General features: G+C 72.4%; 11 protein-coding genes and 1 pseudogene. 3 read left to right on the top strand and 9 right to left on the bottom strand.

Going from position 1 to position 21,412, the window contains the following annotated elements:
* Positions 1-271 precede the first annotated feature (271 nt).
* Positions 272-997 carry an FAD binding domain-containing protein gene (locus ACH4ZA_RS11825; protein WP_398429108.1) on the bottom strand — a complete coding sequence of 242 codons (726 nt, stop codon included), beginning with the start codon at positions 995-997 and terminating at the stop codon, positions 272-274.
* A 178-nt stretch (positions 998-1,175) separates the two neighbouring features.
* Here ACH4ZA_RS11825 and ACH4ZA_RS11820 point away from each other — a divergent pair, with 178 nt between their 5' ends.
* A complete protein-coding gene (locus ACH4ZA_RS11820) occupies positions 1,176-2,102 on the top strand; it encodes a GNAT family N-acetyltransferase (RefSeq protein WP_398429107.1) in 927 nt (308 codons plus the stop codon).
* Between the two features lie 73 nt (positions 2,103-2,175).
* On the opposite strand, the gene ACH4ZA_RS11815 is transcribed toward ACH4ZA_RS11820, so the two are convergent.
* On the bottom strand, positions 2,176-5,550 hold the full coding sequence (locus ACH4ZA_RS11815; protein ID WP_398429106.1) for a pyruvate carboxylase: 3,375 nt from the start codon (positions 5,548-5,550) through the stop codon (positions 2,176-2,178).
* A 363-nt stretch (positions 5,551-5,913) separates the two neighbouring features.
* Between ACH4ZA_RS11815 and ACH4ZA_RS11810 the strand changes: the two genes are divergently transcribed.
* Together ACH4ZA_RS11810 and ACH4ZA_RS11805 are read left to right on the top strand one after the other, a co-directional pair.
* Positions 5,914-11,091, top strand: coding sequence for a family 43 glycosylhydrolase (locus ACH4ZA_RS11810; RefSeq protein WP_398429105.1), 5,178 nt, complete (start codon positions 5,914-5,916; stop codon positions 11,089-11,091).
* Between the two features lie 94 nt (positions 11,092-11,185).
* Positions 11,186-12,754: a hypothetical protein gene (locus tag ACH4ZA_RS11805; protein ID WP_398429104.1), complete on the top strand. Its 1,569-nt coding sequence runs from the start codon at positions 11,186-11,188 to the stop codon at positions 12,752-12,754.
* Here the strand turns inward: ACH4ZA_RS11805 and ACH4ZA_RS11800 are convergent.
* The 7 genes and pseudogenes from ACH4ZA_RS11800 to ACH4ZA_RS11770 all read right to left on the bottom strand — a co-directional run bounded on the left by ACH4ZA_RS11800 (position 12,747) and on the right by ACH4ZA_RS11770 (position 21,368).
* Entirely contained in the window at positions 12,747-15,542 is a 2,796-nt protein-coding gene (locus tag ACH4ZA_RS11800) for a hypothetical protein (protein ID WP_398429103.1), read from the bottom strand. The two genes, ACH4ZA_RS11805 and ACH4ZA_RS11800, sit on opposite strands and share 8 nt — an antisense overlap.
* The gene (locus ACH4ZA_RS11795) at positions 15,539-16,663 is read right to left on the bottom strand and encodes an AAA family ATPase (RefSeq protein WP_398429102.1); all 1,125 of its coding nucleotides are present in this window, start codon (positions 16,661-16,663) and stop codon (positions 15,539-15,541) included. Before ACH4ZA_RS11795 ends, ACH4ZA_RS11800 begins: the two co-directional genes overlap by 4 nt.
* Before the next feature lie 30 nt (positions 16,664-16,693).
* Complete coding sequence (locus ACH4ZA_RS11790) at positions 16,694-18,112, bottom strand: VWA domain-containing protein (RefSeq protein ID WP_398429289.1); 1,419 nt, start codon at positions 18,110-18,112, stop codon at positions 16,694-16,696.
* 8 nt (positions 18,113-18,120) lie between these two features.
* Positions 18,121-19,560: a hypothetical protein gene (locus ACH4ZA_RS11785; RefSeq protein ID WP_398429287.1), complete on the bottom strand. Its 1,440-nt coding sequence runs from the start codon at positions 19,558-19,560 to the stop codon at positions 18,121-18,123.
* Positions 19,561-20,022 (bottom strand): annotated as a pseudogene (locus tag ACH4ZA_RS11780) (hypothetical protein); the annotation flags it as partial.
* Between the two features lie 359 nt (positions 20,023-20,381).
* Positions 20,382-20,738 carry a hypothetical protein gene (locus ACH4ZA_RS11775; RefSeq protein ID WP_398429101.1) on the bottom strand — a complete coding sequence of 119 codons (357 nt, stop codon included), beginning with the start codon at positions 20,736-20,738 and terminating at the stop codon, positions 20,382-20,384.
* A gap of 24 nt (positions 20,739-20,762) precedes the next feature.
* Positions 20,763-21,368 carry a flavin reductase family protein gene (locus ACH4ZA_RS11770; RefSeq protein ID WP_398429100.1) on the bottom strand — a complete coding sequence of 202 codons (606 nt, stop codon included), beginning with the start codon at positions 21,366-21,368 and terminating at the stop codon, positions 20,763-20,765.
* Between the last annotated feature and the right edge of the window lie 44 nt (positions 21,369-21,412).

Here is a 21,412-nt window from a genome sequence, read left to right as displayed (position 1 = left end):
GGAAATGGTGTGCGAACTGCGATGTGCCCGCAGTTCTACCAACAGCCACTGACATCGCCTGTCCCGGGGGCGGGTTCGGGGGCCGGAGCCCGTGCCGGACCGGCACGCGGACCGCCCGCCGCCTCCCCACGACGGCCGGGCTCCACGACGGCCGGGCTCCACGACCGCGGGGCCGCACTCGGGCGGCAGGGGCGCGCGACACCGACAGTGGCGCGCGCCGGGCGGGGGCGCCTGTGGCGCGGCCGACGGCTCTGCGCGCCCCCGGAGCGCCTCAGCCGGCGGCGCGGGCCAGGACCTCGCCGACCTGGCCCCGCACGGCGTCCCGGGCGCCGGGCGGCAACTCGCCGAGCTCCGTGCCCTCCAGGTCGCGCAGCGCCTCCTCTGCGCCGGTGCCGGGCTCGTACGGGGTGCTCGCGCCGAGCACGTCGTAACCGTCGCGGACGGCCACGCGCAGGACGGCGCGGCCGTCGTCCCCGGCGTGCAGCGCGACGGCGACGACGAGGGGCGGCGCGCCGCCCGCCTCGCCCTCCAGCTTGCGGTATCCGCTGACCAGCGGTGTGCGCCAGCGCAGGGCGAGCAGCACAGGGCGCTTGGCCGACAGTTCGGTCAGGTCGGTCTCGTAGACGCCGTCGGCGGTCAGCACCGTGGCCCGGGCGTCGAGCACGAGGGCGGCGGGGAGCAGACAGCGCAGGGTGCTGCCGACGATGTTGCCGCCCACCGTGGCCGCCCGGCGCACGGCGCCGGTGCCCACTCCGGCGGCCGCCCGGTGCAGCACCTCGGGCACGGTCGCGTCGACGCGGTGCAGCAGGACGGCCCCGCCGAGTTCCTCGGGTCCGAACGCGTTTGCCTCCGGCAGCCGGCGCAGCGACACGGCCTGCTCGGGAAAGCCGTCCCGCTGCCAGCCCGCCCACACGAGCGTGGCCCCGCCGACCGGCACCGCGCCCTCGGCGAGACACCGCTGTGCTTCGGATATGGAGGAGGGAAGACGCAACTGCACGACAACCGACCCGCCTTCCCGTGGAGTTCGTGGGGCGACCGCGCGCCGGCCCCGGCGTGATCAATGGCAGAACGGATTCTGCCCAGAGACCCGGGGGCGCATACAGGGCTCATGACCGCATCGCGCGCCATGTGAAATCGTTTGCGGCCCCGGACCGGTCCCCTGGACCCTGGGTGGCATGTTCTCCCTTCTGCGCCCCGCCTCCCTCGCCGACGCTCCGGCCGTCGCCGGGCTCCTCAACGAGATCGACCTCGTCGAGATCGGCCGCCCCGAGACGGACGTGCACTCCGTCGAGGCGGACATGACGCATCCCGACGTCGATCTGCGGCGGGACTCCTGGCTCGCCTTCGACGGGGACCGGCCGGTGGTCTACGGGCTGTTGTGGGACGAGTCGGGCGGCGAGCGGGTCGACATCGACCACTACGTGTCGCCCGACCGGCAGCAGGCGGGGCTGCTCGTCCTGGCCGCGATGGAGGCGCGGGCGCTGGAGAAGGCCCGGGAGAACGGCGCGGAGCGGGCCGTGGTGCATCTGAACCTGAACGCGCGGCCCACCACGGACGTCTCGCTGCTGCGGGAGCGGGGCTGGTCCGTGGTGCGGCGGCATCATGTGCTGCGCCGGGGACTGGACGGGGCCGCCGACCGGCCGCCGCTGCCGCCCGCCGGTGTGCGGCTGCGGCCCTGTGCCGCCGAGGCGGACCGGCGGCGCGTCCACGAGCTGTTCCAGGCCGCGTTCGCCGAGCACTTCGACTTCCAGCCGCGGCGCTACGAGCAGTGGCTGCACGACGTGGACGCCGCCGGGCTCGACTGGTCCCTCGTGTGGATCGCCGCCACCGACGACGCGGGCGACTGCGGTTTCCTGATGGCCCGCGACGACCGTGAGGCCATGGGCTGGATACCGGCCGTCGGCGTGCTGCGCGAGGCCCGGGGGCGCGGTCTCGCCGGGCTGCTGCTGCGGCACGCCTTCGCCGCCTTCGCCGCCCGGGGGCGGGACACCGTCGGGCTGGGCGTGGACACCGCCAACACGACCGGCGCGCCCGCGCTGTACGCCCGCCACGGCATGACGCTGCACTACGCCGTGGACACCTGGGAGGTCGTCCTGCGGTGACCGCGACGCCCCGCGGCCGGGGGCCGCGGGGCGGTACCCGGTCGCCGGCGGGTGAGCGCCGGCGACCGACCCGTCAGCCGACGACGACGAGCAGGTCGCCGCCCTCCACCTGCTGGATGCGGTTGATGGCGAGCCTGCTCACCCGGCCCGCCTTCGGCGCGGTGATCGTGGCCTCCATCTTCATCGCCTCGATGGTCGCGACGGTCGCGCCGGCCGCCACCTCGTCGCCCTCGGCGACCGCCAGGGTGACCACGCCCGCGAACGGGGCCGCGACGTGCCCGGGATCGCTGCGGTCCGCCTTCTCGGTCACGGGGATGTCGGAGGCCGCGGCCTTGTCGCGGACCTGGATGGGCCGCAGCTGGCCGTTCAGGGTGGACATGACGGTGCGCATGCCGCGTTCGTCGGCCTCGCCGACGGCCTGCAGCTCGATCAGCAGACGCACGCCCGGCTCGAGGTCGACCGCGTACTCCTTGGCCTGGCGCAGACCGTAGAAGAAGTCCTTGCTGTCGAGGACGCTGGTGTCGCCGTAGGCCTGCCGGTGGGTCTCGAAGTCACGCGTCGGGCCGGGGAAGAGCAGCCGGTTGAGGGTGGCGCGGCGGGTCTTGTCCAGGCCCTCGCGGTCCTCGGCGCTCAGCTCCTGGACCGGCTTGGCCTCGCCGCGGCCCTGCAGGGCCTTGCTGCGGAACGGCTCGGGCCAGCCGCCGGGCGGTGTGCCGAGCTCTCCCCGCAGGAATCCGATGACGGAGTCGGGGATGTCGTACCGGTCGGGCGTGGCCTCGAAGTCCTGCGGTGAGACGCCGGCGCCGACGAGGTGCAGGGCGAGGTCGCCGACCACCTTGGACGAGGGGGTGACCTTGACCAGGTGGCCGAGGATGCGGTCGGCGGCGGCGTACATCGCCTCGATGTCCTCGAAGCGGTCGCCGAGGCCGAGCGCGACGGCCTGGGTGCGCAGGTTGGAGAGCTGACCGCCGGGGATCTCGTGGTGGTAGACGCGCCCCGTCGGGGAGGCGAGGCCGGCCTCGAAGGGCGCGTAGATCCTGCGGACGCCCTCCCAGTACGGCTCGAGGTCGCCGACGGCCTGGAGGTCGAGGCCGGTGGGCCGCTCGGAGTGGTCGGTCGCGGCGACGATCGCCGACAGCGAGGGCTGGGAGGTGGTGCCGGCCATGGAGGCGACGGCGCCGTCGACGGCGTCCGCGCCGGCCTGGATCGCGGCCAGGTAGGTGGCGAGCTGGCCGCCCGCGGTGTCGTGGGTGTGCAGGTGCACCGGCAGGTCGAACTCGCGGCGCAGCGCGGAGACGAGCGTGGCGGCGGCCGGGGCGCGCAGCAGGCCGGCCATGTCCTTGACGGCCAGGACGTGGGCGCCGGCCTCGACGATCTGCTCGGCCAGGCGCAGGTAGTAGTCGAGGGTGTAGAGGCGCTCGTTCGGGTCGGACAGGTCGGAAGTGTAGCACAGGGCGACCTCGGCGACGGCCGTGCCCGTCTCTCGTACGGCGTCGATGGCGGGCCGCATCTGGCCGACGTCGTTGAGGGCGTCGAAGATGCGGAAGACGTCGATGCCGGTGGCGGCGGCCTCCTGCACGAAGGCGTCGGTGACCTCCGTCGGGTACGGGGTGTAGCCGACGGTGTTGCGGCCGCGCAGCAGCATCTGCAGGCAGATGTTCGGGACGGCCTCGCGCAGGGCCGCCAGCCGCTCCCAGGGGTCCTCGGCGAGGAAGCGCAGCGCGACGTCGTAGGTGGCGCCGCCCCAGCACTCCAGGGAGAGCAGGTTCGGCAGGGTGTGGGCGACCAGCGGGGCGGAGGCGAGGAGGTCCTTGGTGCGCACGCGGGTGGCCAGCAGGGACTGATGGGCGTCGCGGAAGGTGGTGTCGGTGACGCCGATGGTGGGCGACTCGCGCAGCCAGCGGGCGAAGCCCTCGGGGCCGAGGTGGACCAGCCGCTGGCGGGAGCCCGCGGGCGGCTCGCCCTCGGGCGTCGCCGGCAGCTTGGCGACCGGGTCGATCAGGTCGGGCCGTTCGCCGTGCGGCTTGTTGACGGTGACGTCGGCGAGGTAGGTGAGCAGCTTGGTGCCGCGGTCGGCCGAGTGGCGCGCGGTGAGCAGGTGCGGGCGCTGTTCGATGAAGGACGTGGTGACCCGTCCGGCCTGGAAGTCGGCGTCGTCCAGCACGGCCTGCAGGAACGGGATGTTGGTGGCGACGCCGCGGATGCGGAACTCGGCGACGGCGCGCCGCGCGCGTCCGATCGCGGTCGGGAAGTCCCGTCCCCGGCAGGTGAGTTTGACCAGCATGGAGTCGAAGTGGGCGCTGATCTCGGTGCCCGCGTGGGTGGTGCCGCCGTCGAGGCGGATGCCGGAGCCGCCCGGGGAGCGGTAGGCGCTGATGCGGCCGGTGTCGGGCCGGAAGCCGTTGGCGGGGTCCTCGGTGGTGATGCGGCACTGCAGGGCCGCGCCGCGCAGGGTGACGGTCTCCTGCGACAGGCCGAGGTCGGCGAGGGTCTCGCCGGCCGCGATGCGCAGCTGGGCCTGGACGAGGTCGACGTCGGTGACCTCCTCGGTCACCGTGTGCTCGACCTGGATGCGGGGGTTCATCTCGATGAAGACGTGGTTGCCGGCGGGGTCGAGGAGGAACTCGACGGTGCCGGCGTTGCGGTAGCCGATCTGCCGGGCGAAGCGGACGGCGTCGGCGCAGATGCGGTCGCGCAGCTCCGGGGCGAGGTTCGGCGCGGGGGCCATCTCGATGACCTTCTGGTGGCGGCGCTGGAGGGAGCAGTCGCGCTCGAAGAGGTGGATGACGTTGCCCTCGCCGTCGGCGAGGATCTGCACCTCGATGTGGCGGGGGTCGACGACGGCCTTCTCGAGGAAGACGGTGGGGTCGCCGAACGCGGAGGCGGCCTCGCGGGAGGCCGCCTCGATGGACTCGCGCAGAACGGCCGGGTCCTCCACCCGGCGCATGCCGCGTCCGCCGCCGCCGGCTACGGCCTTCACGAACACCGGGAAGCCGATCTCCTCGGCGGCCCGGACGAGTTCGTCGACGTCGTTGGAGGGCGCGGACGAGCCGAGCACGGGTACGCCCGCGGCGCGCGCCGCGGCCACCGCGCTCGCTTTGTTGCCGGTCAGCTCGAGGGTGCGGGCGTCGGGTCCCACGAAGGTGATGCCCGCCTCCTCGCAGGCGCGGGCGAGATCGGGGTTCTCCGAGAGGAACCCGTAGCCGGGGTAGACGGCGTCGGCGCCCGCCCGGCGCGCGGCGCCGACGATCTCCTCCACGGAGAGATAGGCGCGCACCGGGTGTCCCGGTTCGCCGATCTCGTACGCCTCGTCGGCTTTCAGCCGGTGCAGCGAGTTGCGGTCCTCGTGCGGGAAGACGGCGACCGTGCGCGCGCCCAGCTCGTAGCCGGCGCGGAATGCACGGATCGCGATCTCGCCGCGGTTGGCGACCAGCACCTTGCGGAACATCCTGGACCCCTTCAGCCTGACGGTGACGGGACCCATCGTGTCGGTGGGTGACCTTGTTGGCCATGTGAGTCGGGCCACTCACCGCAGGTGTCGCTCGATTGGACCGTGTTTGTCCCGGCGGACTGCCGGGCCGGCTCACCAGGCGCGGCCTTCGCGGCCGCCCGCACGGTTCACCCACCTCGCACCGGTGACGATCGCTCACCGGGCGGCGAAACGCTCAACTCGGCACCGGGCACGAGCTGCTGGACACGACTCCAACTGTTCGACCTGTCGGACATGGTTCGGAAAGCCTTGACGCGGCCATGCACACCGTTTGACACTCCTGCAACATCACGTCACACGGTTGAAACGGCGGTCCCCTCCATGGCGCACAGACATCGACTCCGGAGTCGGGCAGGACGGGGGGCAGGACGACTGGCAGCACTGACCGCCGTGTCCCTGATCGCCGGCCTGGCCGTGGCCACGACCCCGGTCCAGGCCACGGAGACCGCCGACGTCACCGAGGGCCTGGCCCTCTGGTACAAGTTCGACGGAGCCTCCGGCACCACCGTCGCCGACGCCTCCGGCCACGGACTGAACGGCACGGTCAACGGGACCGCCAGTTGGTCCCCGGCCGGCCAGGGCCTCTCCTTCAACGGCTCGGACACCTTCGTCAAGGTGCCGAACGACGTGCTGAAGGGCATGACGTCGATCAGCGTCGCGATGGACGTGAAGATGGACGCGACCCAGGCCACCCCCTACTTCCTCTACGGCTTCGGCAACACCAGCGGGGGCAACGGCAACGGTTACCTGTTCGCCACGGGCAACTCCCTGCGCACCTCGATCGCCACCGGCAACTGGTCGACCGAGCAGAACACCAAGCCGGCCGACTCCCACAACCTGACCCGCGCCGTGTGGAAGCACCTCACCTACACCCAGACCGGCACCACGGGCGTGCTGTACGAGGACGGCGTCGAGGTCGCCCGCAACACGTCGGTGACGATCACTCCCGGCGCGATCGGTTCGGGCACGACCACCGCGAACGCCATCGGCAAGTCCGTCTACTCGGGCGACCGGCTGTTCAAGGGCCAGATGCGCGACTTCCGCGTGTACAACCGCGCCCTGGACGCCGGCGAGGTCTCGACGCTCGCGCTGCCCGTCGCCACCCAGGGCGTCGCGGACGACAAGGCCGCCCTGACCCTTGGGGACACGAGCGCCGTCACGGCCGACCTGACCCTGCCGAACACCGGCCCCGCCGGCGGCTCCACCATCACCTGGTCCAGCGACCACACCGATGTGGTGTCCGACGCGGGCAAGGTGACCCGGCCGGCCGCGGGCGAACCCGACGGCCACGCCACGCTCACCGCGACCCTGAAGAAGGGATCCGTCTCCGCCACCCGGACCTTCGACGTCACGGTCCTGCCGGCCCTCGACGACAAGGCCGCGACCGAGCAGGCCGCCAAGGCCCTCGTCGTCCACAACCTGGACGACGTGCGCGGCAATCTCGCCCTCCCCGCGACGGGCGCCTACGGCACCTCCGTGACCTGGTCCTCCGCGAGCGAGGACGTCGTCTCGTCCGACGGCGTGGTGCACCGTCCCGCGCACGGCGCCGGCGCCACCACGGCCGACCTGACGGCGACCGTCGCCAAGGGCGACGCGAAGACGACCCGCACGTTCACCGCGAAGGTCCCCGAGCTCCCCGTGAAGGAAGCCCTCAAGGGCTACATGTTCAGCTACTTCACCGGCGAGGGCACCGCGGACGGCGAGCAGCTCTACGCGGCTCTCAGCAAGGGCAACGACCCGCTGAAGTGGCGGGAGCTCAACGACGGCAAGCCCGTCCTGACCTCCACGCTCGGTGAGAAGGGTCTGCGCGACCCGTTCATCATCCGCTCCCCCGAGGGCGACAAGTTCTACCAGATCGCCACCGACCTCAGGATCTACGGCAACGGCGACTGGGACCGCTCGCAGCGCAGCGGCAGCAAGTCCATCATGGTGTGGGAGTCCACCGACCTGGTCCACTGGACGGACCAGCGCCTGGTGAAGGTCTCCCCGGACAGCGCCGGCAACACCTGGGCGCCCGAGGCGTACTACGACGCGAAGCTCGGCCAGTACGTGGTGTTCTGGGCGTCGAAGCTGTACGACAACCCCTCGCACTCCGGCGACACCTACAACCGGATGATGTACGCCACCACCCGCGACTTCTACACGTTCAGCGAGCCCAAGGTCTGGATCGACCGCGGCTACTCGGTCATCGACTCCACGGTCATCCAGCACGACGGCACGTACTTCCGCCTGTCGAAGGACGAGCGCAACAACAGCTCCTCCACGCCCAACAGCAAGTTCGTCTTCGAGGAGAAGAGCGACTCGCTGCTGAACCTCTCCTGGACCGCGGTCGCCGAGGGCATCGGCAAGGGCGCGATGAACGCGGCCGAGGGGCCGCTGGTGTTCAAGTCCAACACCGAGGAGAAGTGGTACGCCTTCCTCGACGAGTTCGGCGGCCGCGGCTACATCCCGTTCGAGACGAAGGACCTCGCCAAGGGCGACTGGACCCCGTCCACCGGCTACGACCTGCCGTCGAAGCCGCGTCACGGAACCGTCCTGCCGGTCACCCAGGCCGAGTACGACCGGCTGCTGCGCGCCTACCAGCCGGACCAGATCGTCACCGGCGTCGAGGACGTCTCGGTGAAGACGCGGATCGGCGAGGCGCCCGTGCTGCCGGCCACCGTGATCGCCGAGTACGCCGACGGCGCGAAGCGGCCCGTCACCGTCACCTGGGAGGACGTCGACGCGTCGCAGTACGCGCAGGCCGGCTCCTTCAAGGTGAAGGGCGACCTGCCGGGCGACGCGGCGATCGAGGTCCACGCCGACGTCACGGTCTCCGCCGAGGGCCCCGACGTCCCGGCCGACCTGCTCCTGCACTACGGCTTCGACGAGAGCGGCGGCAACATCGTCCGTGACTCCAGCGGCCACGGCTTCCACGGCACCTACGTCCGTACGCCCGCCTTCGGGACCGGCGTCGACGGCGGCTCGTTCAAGATGTCCGGCGGCTCCAGCACCTCCGACTCGCCTTATGTGAAGATCCCGGGCGGCGTGCTGAAGGGCGTGGACAGCGTCACCGTCTCCACCTACGTCAAGTGGAAGGGCGGCGACAACTTCCAGTGGCTGTTCGGGCTCGGCCCCGACAGCAACAAGTACCTCTTCGCCACCCCCTCCAACGGCGGCGGCAAGCTGTTCTCCGCCATCACCAAGGCCACCTGGTCCGGCGAGAAGCAGATGATCGGCGGCGCTCAGCTCACCCCGGGTGAGTGGAAGCACCTCACCGTCACTCTCGACGGAGCGACCCAGACGGCGGTCCTCTACGTGGACGGCGCCGAAGTCGCCCGCGTGAACGGCGTCACCGTCAAGCCGTCCGATCTGTACGACGCGGCGAAGGACGCCTCGGGCTACATCGGCAAGTCCCTGTACTCCCCGGACCCGTACTTCGCGGGCGAGGTCGACGACTTCCGGATCTACAACCGGGCCCTGACGCCCGCCGAGGTCCTGGAGCTCGCCGGCAACACCACCGGCATCGCCGCGGCGACCCACCCGGCGCTCAAGGTGGACGCGCTGATCAACGACAAGAACAGCACGATCGTCCTGCCGCTGACCGAGGGCAGCGACGTCACCGCCCTGGCGCCGCAGTTCACCCTGGCGCACGGCGCGGGCATCAGCCCGGCCTCCGGCACCCTGCGCGACTTCAGCAAGCCGCTGACGTACGAGGTGACCGGCTCCGACGGCAAGAAGCGCACCTGGACGGTGTCCGCGCTCATCATGAAGAGCCCGGTCCTGCCGGGGCTGAACGCCGACCCGAACATCGTCCGCTTCGGCGACACCTTCTACATCTACCCGACCACCGACGGCTTCGAGGGCTGGAGCGGCACGCAGTTCAAGGCGTACTCCTCCACCGACCTGGTGCACTGGACGGACCACGGCGTCATCCTGGACCTCGGTCCCGACGTGAGCTGGGCGGACAGCAGGGCCTGGGCTCCCACCATCGCCGAGAAGAACGGTAAGTACTACTTCTACTTCTGCGCCGACGCCAACATCGGCGTCGCCGTCTCCGACTCCCCCACCGGGCCCTTCAAGGACGCTCTCGGCAAGCCCCTGCTGAAGGCGGGCCAGTTCCCCGGCCAGATGATCGACCCGGCGGCCTTCACCGACGACGACGGCCAGTCGTACCTCTACTTCGGCAACGGCCACGGCTACGTGGTCCCGCTGAACGACGACATGACCTCGATCGACACCGCGAAGGTCAAGGACATCACCCCGAGCGGCTACAACGAGGGCGCGTTCGTCATCAAGCGCAAGGGCGTCTACTACTTCATGTGGTCGGAGAACGACACCCGGGACGAGAACTACCGGGTCGCCTACGCCACCGGAGACTCGCCCACCGGCCCCTGGACCAAGCAGGGCGTGATCCTGGAGAAGGACGCCGCACAGGGCATCCTCGGCACCGGTCACCACTCGGTCGTGAACGTGCCCGGCACCGACGACTGGTACATCGCCTACCACCGGTTCGCGATCCCCGGCGGCGACGGCATGCACCGTGAGACCACCGTCGACAAGCTGGAGTTCGACGCCGACGGACTGATCAAGAAGGTCGTGCCCACGCTCACGAGCATCGACCCGGTGGGCGTCGTGCACGCCGGTCCGAACGCCAAGGGCGTGGAGGGCAGCAAGATCGCCCTGAACGGCACGCTCTCCGGGGCGGGCAGCCCGAAGTGGACGGTCGAGTCGGGCGCGCCCTGCACGGTCGCCGAACCGACGGCCACCCGCACGACGGTCACCTGCACCGACGACGGCACGTTCACCCTCACCCTGACCGCCGGGCGCAGCACCGACAAGACCCAGGTCACCGTGGTGAACGCGGCTCCCACGATCACCTCCGCCACCGGACCCAAGTCCCCGGTGTCGGTCGGCCGGCCGGCGGTCGTCACCGTCAAGTTCGCCGACGCGGGCGCCCGTGACACGCACACCTGCGTGATCGACTGGAAGGACGGCAGCACGCCGGCGAAGGGCGCCGTCACGGCGTCCGGCTGCCGGGCCGAGCACACCTACACCTCGGCCGGTCTGCGCCGCCCGGTGGTCACCGTCACCGACGACGACGGCGGCAAGGCCACCACGACCCTGCCCGAACTGGTCGTGTACAACCGGGCCGCCGGTCCGGTGATGGGCGCGGGCCTGTCCGCGTCCCGCGGCAAGCCGAAGTTCTCCCTGTCGGCCGGCTACCTGCCGGGAGCCACGGCCCCGGCCGGCGTCGTCACCCTCGACCTGCGGTCGCCTCTCACGAAGTTCCGGTCCGCTCACCTCGACTGGCTCGTCGTGACCGGCAACCGGGCCGTCCTGGAGGGCTCCGGCACGGTCAACGGCAAGAGCGGCTACCGCTTCCGCGTCACCGCCACGGACGGCCCGGACACCTTCCACATCAGGATCTGGAAGGCGTCCGACGGCAAGGTCGTCCACGACACCGGCATCATGACGAGGGTCGCCGGCGTCATCACGGTCGGGCTGCGGCACCGCTAGAAGGACCGGCCTGGCACGCGCTCGTGCCGGACGGTTAGGGTCATGGGCCCCCTGCCACCGCAGGGGGCCCATGCCTATGCAGGGGGACCCCCACATGCGCACGCCCGACAGGATCTGGTCCGAGGCCGACCTGCCGACCCGGCGGCTGGCCGGACTCGCGCTCAACCCGTCCACACCCCTCGACGTGCTGCTGCGGCTGCTGGCGGACGCGCCGCTCGCCGTGCGGATGGTGCTGTGCCGGGACCGGTTCCTGCCCGACGCCGTCGTGGACGCCGTCGTCGAGCATCCCGACGCCTACACGCGCAGCTTCCTCGCCCGCAACCCCCATGTCGGCCCGCGCACCCGGGCACGGCTGGTGACGGACCCGGACTGGATCGTCCGCGGCCACCTCGCCGACGGACCGCAGCCGACCGGTCCCGTCGGCCCGCCGCTGCCCGACGACGCCGTCGTCCACATGATCACCTGTTACGAGACCGAGCTCCTCGGCGGCTCCTTCTACCGGCAGATATCCGCCGGCCTGATCGAGGCGATGCCCACACACCCGGTGGCGAAGGTCCGCGTCTGGGGAACCGGCGCCTGGGACACCCTCCCCGCCGCCACCCGGGCCGCCCTGCTGGCCGACCCCGACGACGAGGTCCGGGAGAGCGCCGAGCGCAGGGTGCAGGCGGAGGACCCGGAGTGGGTGGAGAGCGTCCTGCCCCCGCACTCCTGCCACGGCCGTACCCATGCCCTGCTCCACCAACCGCTCAGCAGAGCCGTGGTGGACCGTGTCCTCACCGACCCGGCCGGCCCCGACGACCGCTCGATGATCGCAGCGAATCCCGGTCTCCCGCCCGACGTCGTGGCCCTTCTGTCCGGCGACCCCGATCCAGAGGTCCGGCGGGAGATCGCGTCCCGACGGGACCTCCAGCCCGCCGAACGCCGCGCCCTCGTCGGGGACCGCGACGCCGCGGTCCGCCGGACCGTCGCCCGGCACCCGGACCTCGACGCCGCCGAGCGCGCCGCCCTCGCCGCGGACTCCGACCCCTGTGTACGCCTGTCCGTCTCCGTCCACCCGGCCTGGAGCGAGACGGAACGGTCGGCCATCGACTACCAGGTTCCCCTGCACGGCGACTTCGGCCCCCACCACTGCTCCGCGACGCCGCGGGACGCCGGAGCCGTCCGCCGGGACGCGCTCTCCGCCCACCCGCTGCTGCGACGGGAAGCCGCGAAGGAACGTGCACTGCCGCCGGACCTGGTGGCCCGGCTGGCCGGGGACGACGACCTCGGCGTCCGGGTGCTGCTGGCCCAGAACCACCCGCATCCCCCGGCCGACCTGCTGCTGCGCTGCTTCCTCGAGTACACCGGCAGCGAACGCGCGCACCTTCTGACGCGGCCCGGCTTCCCGAGCGAGGGTCTCGCCGTGCACGCCGCCGACGCCGACCCGGCCGTGCGCCGCCTGGCCGCCCGCGACCCGCAGACCCCCGCGCACACCGTGGAGCGGCTGACCCGGGACCCCGACCCCGCCGTGCGGGCCGCCGTCGCCCGCCACCCGAACCTGCCCGGGCCGCGGCTGACGCAGCTCCTCGAGGACGAGGAGCTGGTCCACCACGCCGCCGCCAACCCGGCGTTGACCACCTCGGCGATACGCCGCCTGGTGACGTCGTCGCTGCCGCTCAGCTGACGGACAGCAGCGCCTCCAGCGCGGCGGCGGTGGCCGGGTGGCGGCCGAGGAGGACCGCTCCGGACGGGGCGGACCCTTCGGTCTCCCACTCCCCGTCGCAGCCCAGCAGGTCCGCCAGGGCGTCGCAGGTCGCCGGGTGGGCGGCCAGGAGCGGCACGCCGCCGCGTCCGGCTCCCCCGCCGGCCCGCGGACCCACGCCCGGCGGCTGCTGCGGCAGCCGCCACGGCGGCACCCAGGCGTCCAGCTCCGGCAGCCGGGCGGGGAAGACGCGACCGGCCTCGCGGATCAGCAGCGGCGCCAGCTCGGCGCCGCCGGCGCGCAAGGTGGTGATCAGCGTCGGCAGCCACGGCAGCAGCACCCGGTCGGGGAGGCGGGCGAACGCGTTCGACACGGCCTCCACGACGAAGTCGGCCAGGCCCGGCACCGGTTCCAGCGCGTGCACGAACCCGCTGAGGTAGCGGGGGTAGGCGGGGACCACCAGCGGATTGCCGAGCAGCTCGTCGCAGCGCGCCCGCAGGAGCGGCCTCGACAGTGTGCCCAGGTGGGTCTGTGCCGCCCACAGCAGTGCGGTGCGCGCGGGCTCCGTCGGGTGGGACTGGGCGAGGGCGAGCTCCAGCTGGGCGCGGTCGCAGCCGAGGGACAGCGCGAGGCTCTCCATGGAGAACAGGAAGCCCAGCATGGCGGCGACCTGACGGACGGTCGCGTCCTCGTCGGTGAACGACGTCGGCAGCAGCGTGCAGTAGTGCGCGTAACCCGTCTTGACGAAGGACTCGATCCAGGGCGGCAGGACCGGCTCGGCGGTGCGGTAGTACGCCAGCAGCCGGCGGACCCTGCGCAGCACCTCCGGCGCCCCGTCCACCGAGCGTTCGTGGGCCAGCACCTCCAGTGCGCGGGCGCCCAGCTCGTCGGCCAGGCGGCGGCTGCGCAGGAGGAGCGTGGCGTCCTCGACGGCCTCGAGGACCTGGGCCGCGGTGGCCTGGGGGTCGTACGCGGCGCGGCGCAGCCGCTGTTCGAGGACCTGCTCGATGCTGACGCCCTCGTAGCCGAGTTCGATGAGGGCGCGCTGATGGGTGCCCAGCGCCAGGTCCCAGGACTCCTGCAGGGAACGCTCGCCGAGCCGCCGTTCGCCCATGATCGGCCGGGCGGCGCCCTGCGGCAGCAGCCGGCGCAGCATCCACAGCAGGTCGGAGCAGTGCGCCAGTTCGGGCTGGGAGGCGATGTCCAGCAGGGCCCGCTGCACGCCGCGCTGCTGGAGCCTGAGGTTCAGCGGGGCGAGGCGGTCGTGCACGTCACGGGCGAGCGGCGGCAGCGCGTCGTAGCCGACCTGGCCGAGGCGGTCGCCGCCCATCATGATCTCGACGAGCCGGCCCACGTCCCGCCGGCCCGGCACGGCGTCCTTCTCGATGCAGGTGACCGCCGCGTCCTGGAAGTCGTACGGGGTGGGCTTGGCGCGGTCGCGCATGCCGGCGAGCAGGATGGACGTCTCGAAGACGGCGATGGCGTCGGCGGTGGAGGCCAGATAACCGTTGCGGCGGGCGGCCCGCACGATCTCCACCGACCAGCCGAGCAGTTCGGCCTCGTCGAGGGCGTCGAGGGCGGGCGGGCGCCGGAGGAAGCCGGTGAGCCGGTCGGCGGGCGGGGCCGCGGGCGCCGGGGCTGCGGGCAGGGCCTTCCTCGGCTTCGTGGTCTTCTTCGTGCCCGCCTGGCCGTCGAGGCGGTACGGGCGGACGCCGGTGCGCCGGACATTCTTCGCCCATTCCGCCGCCGCGATGGACACCGATCCCGCCGCGAGTCCGAACTGCGCCTCTATCGCCGCGTGGCTGGAGGGGATGAGGCCGTGCCGCCACCGGGTGCCGCTCGGCGGGCTGATGACGAAGCCGTCGCTGCCGTGCACGCCGAACTCCGCGACGCGGCTGGCCGCGTGGAACGCGCCGCAGACGTAGAGGCAGTCGGCGGGATCGGCGCCGGTGGCCGCCAGGTGCTCGCGCATCCTCGTCCACATGTACCGTTCGCGGTCCTCGTCGACCCGCACCTTCCCGGGGTCGCCGGGGGCGAGGCGCCGGAAGAGGCTGCCGATGAGCAGCATCACCTGACGGTAGGTGTCGTGGTCGCTGTCGCCGAGGGGCAGCTCCACGTACTGGTGCCACCACTCCGACCAGTGCCGCACCCGGCCGTGACGCAGCAGGTGCTGCTCCAGTTCGGCGAACCGCGGGCGCAGGTCGCCGATCTCCACGCCGACGGCGTCGCCGTGCAGGGCCGCCTGCTCCTGCGCCTCGGGCACCTCGGCGCCGCCCTCGGCCAGGGGGTCGGCACCGGGGTCCGTCTCCCACTGGAAGACGTGGTCCGAGGAACGGTCGACGAGGACCAGTTCGACGCCCGGCGTGTCGAGCGCGTAGGCGATGGCCTGGTACTCGGCCGAGGCCTCGGTGACCGGCGCGACCACCGACAGCGGCGACCAGTCGGCGGGGAAGCCCTCGATCTCGGTGGCGAACGACTGTACCGCCACCGGCAGTCGGCAGTTGCGCAGCTCGGTGAGGAGCGGCGCCATGTCCTCGCACAGCTCGAGGTAGACGACCTTCGGCTGCTTCTCGCGCAGCCGGCGCGCCATGGCGATCGCCGACGCCGGCGAGTGGTGGCAGACGGGGAAGATCTCCAGCGGCTCGCGCACGGCTCGCTCGACATCGTCGACGATGCCCCGCAGGATGCCCTCCAGGGCTCCGGGTCCGTCGGCGAACGCCGTTGCGGCGTCGTGCAGTTGACCGCGCAGCGCGTCGAAGGCGCCGCTCATGACAGGGTCGCGATGGCGTCGCGGCCGCCCTCGAGGAACTCCGGCCAGCAGCCGCCCTCTTCCTTGCTGCGCGGTTCGACGACGCCGTGCAGGTACTTGTTGAGGATGGCGAGGTCCTCGGGTGCGCGCCGGGCCAGCGAACCGACGAGGGAGGAGGCGAGGGCGCGGGCGGTGAGGGCGCGCTCGCCGAAGAAGTCGCTGTGCAGGACGGCGTCCTCGAGGACGCCGATCTGTTCGGCGGTGGACAGGGCGGACTCCAGCTTCTCGTCGTCGCTGCCGGCCGCCGCCGAGGAGGCCCGCAGGTCGGCGAAGCTCTGCAGCAGCACGTCGAGCAGGGTCGGCGGGACGTCCAGCTCGATGCGGTGGCGGCGCAGCAGTTCCTCGGTGCGGAAGCGGACGATCTCCGCCTCGCTCTTCTTGTTGGTGACGACGGGGATGCGGACGAAGTTGAAGCGGCGCTTGAGCGCCGAGGAGAGGTCGTTGACGCCCCGGTCGCGGCTGTTGGCGGTGGCGATGACGGAGAAGCCGGGCTTGGCGAACACGATGTTGTCGCTGTCCCGGTCGCTGCCCAGTTCCGGGACGGAGATGTACTTCTCGGAGAGGATCGAGATCAGCGCGTCCTGGACGTCGCTGGTGGAGCGGGTGAGCTCCTCGAAGCGGCCGATCGCGCCGGTCTCCATGGCGGTCATGATCGGCGAGGGGATCATCGACTCCCTCGACTGGCCCTTGGCGATGACCATGGAGACGTTCCACGAGTACTTGATGTGGTCCTCGGTGGTGCCGGCGGTGCCCTGCACGACCAGGGTGGAGTTGCGGGAGATGGCGGCCGACAGCAGTTCGGCCAGCCAGCTCTTGCCGGTGCCGGGGTCGCCGATGAGCAGCAGGCCGCGGTCGGAGGCGAGGGTGACGATGGAGCGCTCGACGAAGCTGCGGTCGCCGAACCACTTCGGGGCGATCTCCCGGTCGAGGCCGTCGGCGCGCTCGGAGCCGAGGACGAACAGCCGGACCATCTTCGGCGAGAGCCGCCAGGAGAACGGCTTGGGGTTGTCGTCGATCGACTCCAGCCAGTCGAGTTCCTCGGCGTACTTGAGTTCGGCGGGGGCGCGCAGCAGGTCGGTCATCGGGGGGCCTTTCGGAAGGAGGGGTGCGGGTCAGGTGAGGAACGTCTTGAGCTCGTGGACGAGCTTGTCGATGTGGCCCGAGATCACGGGTGTGCCGAGCGCCTTGAACCGCTCCCGGAACCAGGGGTTGACCTCTTGCCGGCCGAAGCTGGTGACCGAGCCGACGGGGATGAACCTGACGCCGGAGCGGTGGACTTCCTCGATGGCCTCGAACAGGGGCTGGGAGCGGCCGAACTCGTAGAAGTCCGAGATCCACGCCATGACGGTGTTCTTGGGCTCGGCGATCTTCGGACGGGCCATGGCCATGGCGACCGGCCCGTCGTTCCCGCCGCCGAGCTTGGTGCGCAGCAGCACCTCGAACGGCTCACGGACCCAGGGAGTGAGGTCGAGCGCCCGGGTGTCGTACGCGATCAGGTGCACGTCGACCTTGGGCAGTCCGGCGAAGATCGACGCCAGGATGGTGCAGTTGACCATGGAGTCGAGCATCGAGCCCGACTGGTCCACGACCACGATGAGCCGTTGCGGCGTCGTTCTGCGGGCGGTGTGCCGGTAGTAGAGGCGGTCGACGTAGAGGCGCTCCTCTTCGGGGCTGTAGTTGGTGAGGTTCTTCCAGACGGTCCGGTCGAGGTCGAGGTTGCGGTACACGCGCTTGGGCGGCACCGAGCGGTCGATCGGGCCCGCGGTGGCCTTCTCCACCTGGGTGCGCAGCACGTCGGCGACCTCGTCGACGAAGCGGCGGATGAGCGCCTTGGCGTTGGCCAGGGCGACGCCGGAGAGGTTGTTCTTGTCGCGGAGCAGTTGCTCGATGAGCGACATGCTCGGGGTGAGCCGTGCGGCCAGTGCGGGGTCGGCGAGCACTTCGCGCAGGTGCATGCGCTGCACCAGGTCGGCTTCCACGCCGGCCAGTTCCTGGCCGATCCCGGGGACGAGGCCGCCCGCGCCGGCGGCCGGACCCCGGCCGCCGCGCAGCTCGCCCGGGCGGCATCCGAGGGCCCGCTCCAGCCAGCCTGCGTCACTCTGCCACCGGGACAGCTGCTCGGCGCTGACGGCTCCGGTGCCCGTCGCGAAGACGTTCAGCAGCACTTTGGACACGAGCGCGGCCCGCCGCACCTCGTCGGCACGGTCACGGCCGTCGTCACCGGAGGCTCCGGCTTCCGTTTCGGCTTCGGATTCGGCTTCTGGAACCATCAACCCGTCGAATTCCGCCGCGAGCTCCGGGTGGCGCTGCACGAGGGAGTCCACGGAGGTCTGCGGGTCCAGCAGGGCGGGCGGCAGGCCGATGTCCTCGACGACGGCGAGACTCGCCGACTCCAGGGCGATCTGCTCCTCGGAATCGAAGAGCCGGGCCAGCAGCCGCCAGTAGAGAACCTGCCGGCGGTTGTCGTCGGGGACGGCAGGGCCGGCGGATACGGCGGGGACCGTGGGAGCCTCGGGATCCGTGTGCAGCATGTCGTCGCTCATTTCCGCAGCAGCCTTCCCGCCCGTTCGCGCAGGACCGTCACGGCGTCGGTGGCGGCCTTCTCGGCCCGGGCGCCGGCCTTGTCCGTGGTGCCGCCGGCCCACGCGCCCGCGTGCAGGGCGACGGCCTTCCTGCGCACGGTGGTCTCCACGGCGAGCGGCTGGAGACGCAGGCCCCCGTCGTCCCAGCGCAGCAGGCCCACACAGGCGCGGGAGCCGGCCACGGCCTCGGGCGTGAGCGGTCCGGCGGCCGGGATGCGGTCGGTGTCGACGGGGAGATCGCGGCCGGCGACGGTGAAGGTGAGGACGTCGCCCTCCTGCCGCCGGTCGTAGCCCTCCAGGAAGACCGGCTCGGCGATGCGCGCGGGATGGCGGTTCAGGGGCGCGGTGGGCGGCGCGGCGGCGGCCGGCAGGACGACCCGTGCGGTGGCGAGGGCGTCGGCGGGGTCGCCGGGGCGGGCCCGGGCGTCGTCCCAGAGGAGGTCGCCCTCCTCGGTGAGGGGCATGGCGTCGAGTTCCATCGACCGGCCCTCGCCGAGGGCGGCGAGCAGCGAGAGGTGCGGCCGCAGCAGTTGCCAGACGCCGGCCGCGACGACCGTGTCCGGTTTCGGCGCGCTGACGCTCGCGCGGACCAGCCGCGGCGTACCGCCGTCGGCCGGTTCGAAGACCGCGTGGACCTGGGCCTGTGCGGCGGTTGCGTGTTCGTGGAGGTCGACGCCGAGCGGCAGCAGCCGGCCGGTGGCGGCGCCGACCACGGGGGCGTCGGCCGCGCCGGGAACGGTGAGCAGCAGGGCGCGGGCCCACAGGTCGGCCCATCGGCGCTCCGGGACTCGTTCCAGGGCCGCGCCGGGGCAGGAGGCGGCGAGTTCGGCGGCGAATCCGTCGAGCAGGGTGGCCAGCCGGCGCAGGCCCGGTTCCGGCAGCATGGCGGAGACGATCGGGGCGGCTCCGCCGGCCAGCTCGTGGTCGATGCCCAGCCAGCCGGTGCGGGCGAGGTCCGCGAGCCAGGCGCGGGCCGCCGCCAGCAGGTTCACCGCCGTGCGCGGGCCGGCGGCCGCGGGGGCCGGCTCCTCGCGAAGACGGCCGCTCAGTTCGTCGGTGCTCACGACGAGGGCGTCGTGCACGGAGCCGAGCAGGGCGGTGCGGGCGGCGGCGAGGGCGACGAGATGGTCCTCGCCTGCGGAGCCCGCCGCGGCCTTCTCCGCCGCCTCCTCCACCCGGGCGGCCAGCGGACTTCCGGAGACCGCGCGGGCCAGGTCGCCGAGTCCGCCGACCCGGTCGGGGCGGGGGCGCAGCAGACCGGCGGCGAGGGCGTGGTCGAACGCGTCGACCGCCGAAAGCGCCTCGCCGAGTCCCCCGGCGGATTCGGCCCCTGCACCGCTCGGGGCCTGCTGCCGGGTCTCGGGCTCGTGCCCGTTCGCTGCCGGGACGCTCTCCATCCGGGTCGGCGGGAACCACTGCAGCTCCGGCAGCGGCACGGTGACGGGGGCGAGCTCGAGATAGGCCAGGTGCCGCAGGAACCGGCTGAAGACGGGCGCGGCCGCCGCCTTGCCGTCCGCCTGGGGCGGGCGGGCGCCGGTCATCGCGGCGGTGAGGGCGCCGGCGTCGGCCTCGGGGCCGGCGGTCTCCACGCGCAGGTAGCGGGCGACGCGGTCGGCGCCGTACTGCAGCACGGCCTCGGTGATCAGTGCGCGGATATGGTTGCAGAACGAGCCGCGCGCGCCGCCGCAGGGGCGGTTGTTGTTGGTGCTGCACGCGAAGGCATGGGTGCCGGCGGCGACCGACGAGACGTACACCCGCTCGATGTCCGAGCCGCTGGAGACGACGCCCTGCAGGCGTCCGTCGGCCAGTTCGACGAAGGGGACCTTGGCGAGTTTGCGCGGCCGCGCGGGGGGCACCACCCGGGCCGTGCTCGCCCTCTCCCAGTTCTCCCGGTCCGAGAACACACCATCTCCTTTGCGGCATGCGGCTGCACACGCCGACTCGGCGCAGCACAAGGGGGGGTCGTCGCACCGGAGCGGGGCGACACGAACGAACTTAGCGGGGGCCACTGACAACGCCGTGCGCGACCGGTGATCTGCCGCGGGGTGCGGGCCGGTCGGAGAAGGAGGGCGTCAGGGGCGCGGGCTGCTCCGGCGACGCCGAGGGGCGCCCACGGACATCGAGGGGCGCCGACGGACGTGGTGCGAACGGGCCTTCCGGTCCGCCTGCGGGTCTGTCCGCGCGGGATCGCGGGGGAGCCGCGGCCTCCCGAACCGGCTCAGGAAACGGGACGGCTGCGGCCGTACTTCCATGTACAGGCCACCAGGGTCAGCCCGGCGACCGTCGCCGCCGCGGCCGCCGTCCCGCGCGAACGGCGGGTGAGCACCGAGCCGGTGGAGCGGGCGCTCAGCACCGAGCCCGCACTGAGCCAGGATCCGACGGAGGCGACGGACAGGGCGGAGCCGACCGATCCCACGGACAGGAAGCCGCCGACAGAGGCGACGGACAGGGAGCTGCCCACCGAGCCGACGGAGAGGAAGGAGTTGACGGAGCCGATCGACAACGCCGAATTCCTCGACCACAGCGAACACCAGGAGCCGTCGGCCCCGTCGCGCTTCGTCACCCGTCGTGTCATGAGCCGAGCATAGGGGTGGACCGGTCAGGACGGCGGCAAGTCGCGGTAGGCGACGCGAGCCAGGTCGTGGATTTCCCCGACGGTGCCCCACTCGTCGCCGCCCAGCCTCGAGAGGGGCCGCAGCCGGCGGATGTCGGGGCGGCCGTCGACGACGACGTCCTCGTGCACGACGGCGTGCACGACCTCGCCGAGGACCAGCGTGCAGTCACCGACGACCACGGTGGAGTGCAGGCGGCACTCCAGGGCCACGGGCGAGTCCGCCACGCGGGGCGGCCGCACGCGCAGGGAGGGCTCCCGCTCGATGCCGACCGCGTCGAACTCGCCCTCGTGCGCCGGGAAGTCGGTGGCGGTGGCGTTGATCTGCTCGAAGAGCTCCTCGGGTGCGAAGTTGACGACGAACTCGCCGGTGGCCTCGACGTTGCGCAACGAGTCCTTGCGTCCCACGGACGTGAACTGGACGATCGGCGGGTCGGTGCAGGCCACCGTGAAGAACGAGTGCGGGGCGAGGTTGGCGGTGCCGTCCGCCGCGAGGGTCGACACCCAGGCGATCGGCCGGGGTACGACGACGGCGGTGAGCAGCCGGTAGAAGGCGCCCGCGCCCAGGGCTCGGGGGTCATGGTCGACGCGCATGTCAGCCATTTGTACCCGAGAGCGTGCCCGGCGGCGGAACCGGC

It is taken from the genome of Streptomyces sp. NPDC020597 (assembly GCF_044335095.1).
Taxonomy (GTDB): domain Bacteria; phylum Actinomycetota; class Actinomycetes; order Streptomycetales; family Streptomycetaceae; genus Streptomyces.
The sequence above is the reverse complement of the archived record's forward strand: the minus strand, read 5'-3'. Positions and strand labels throughout refer to the sequence as shown.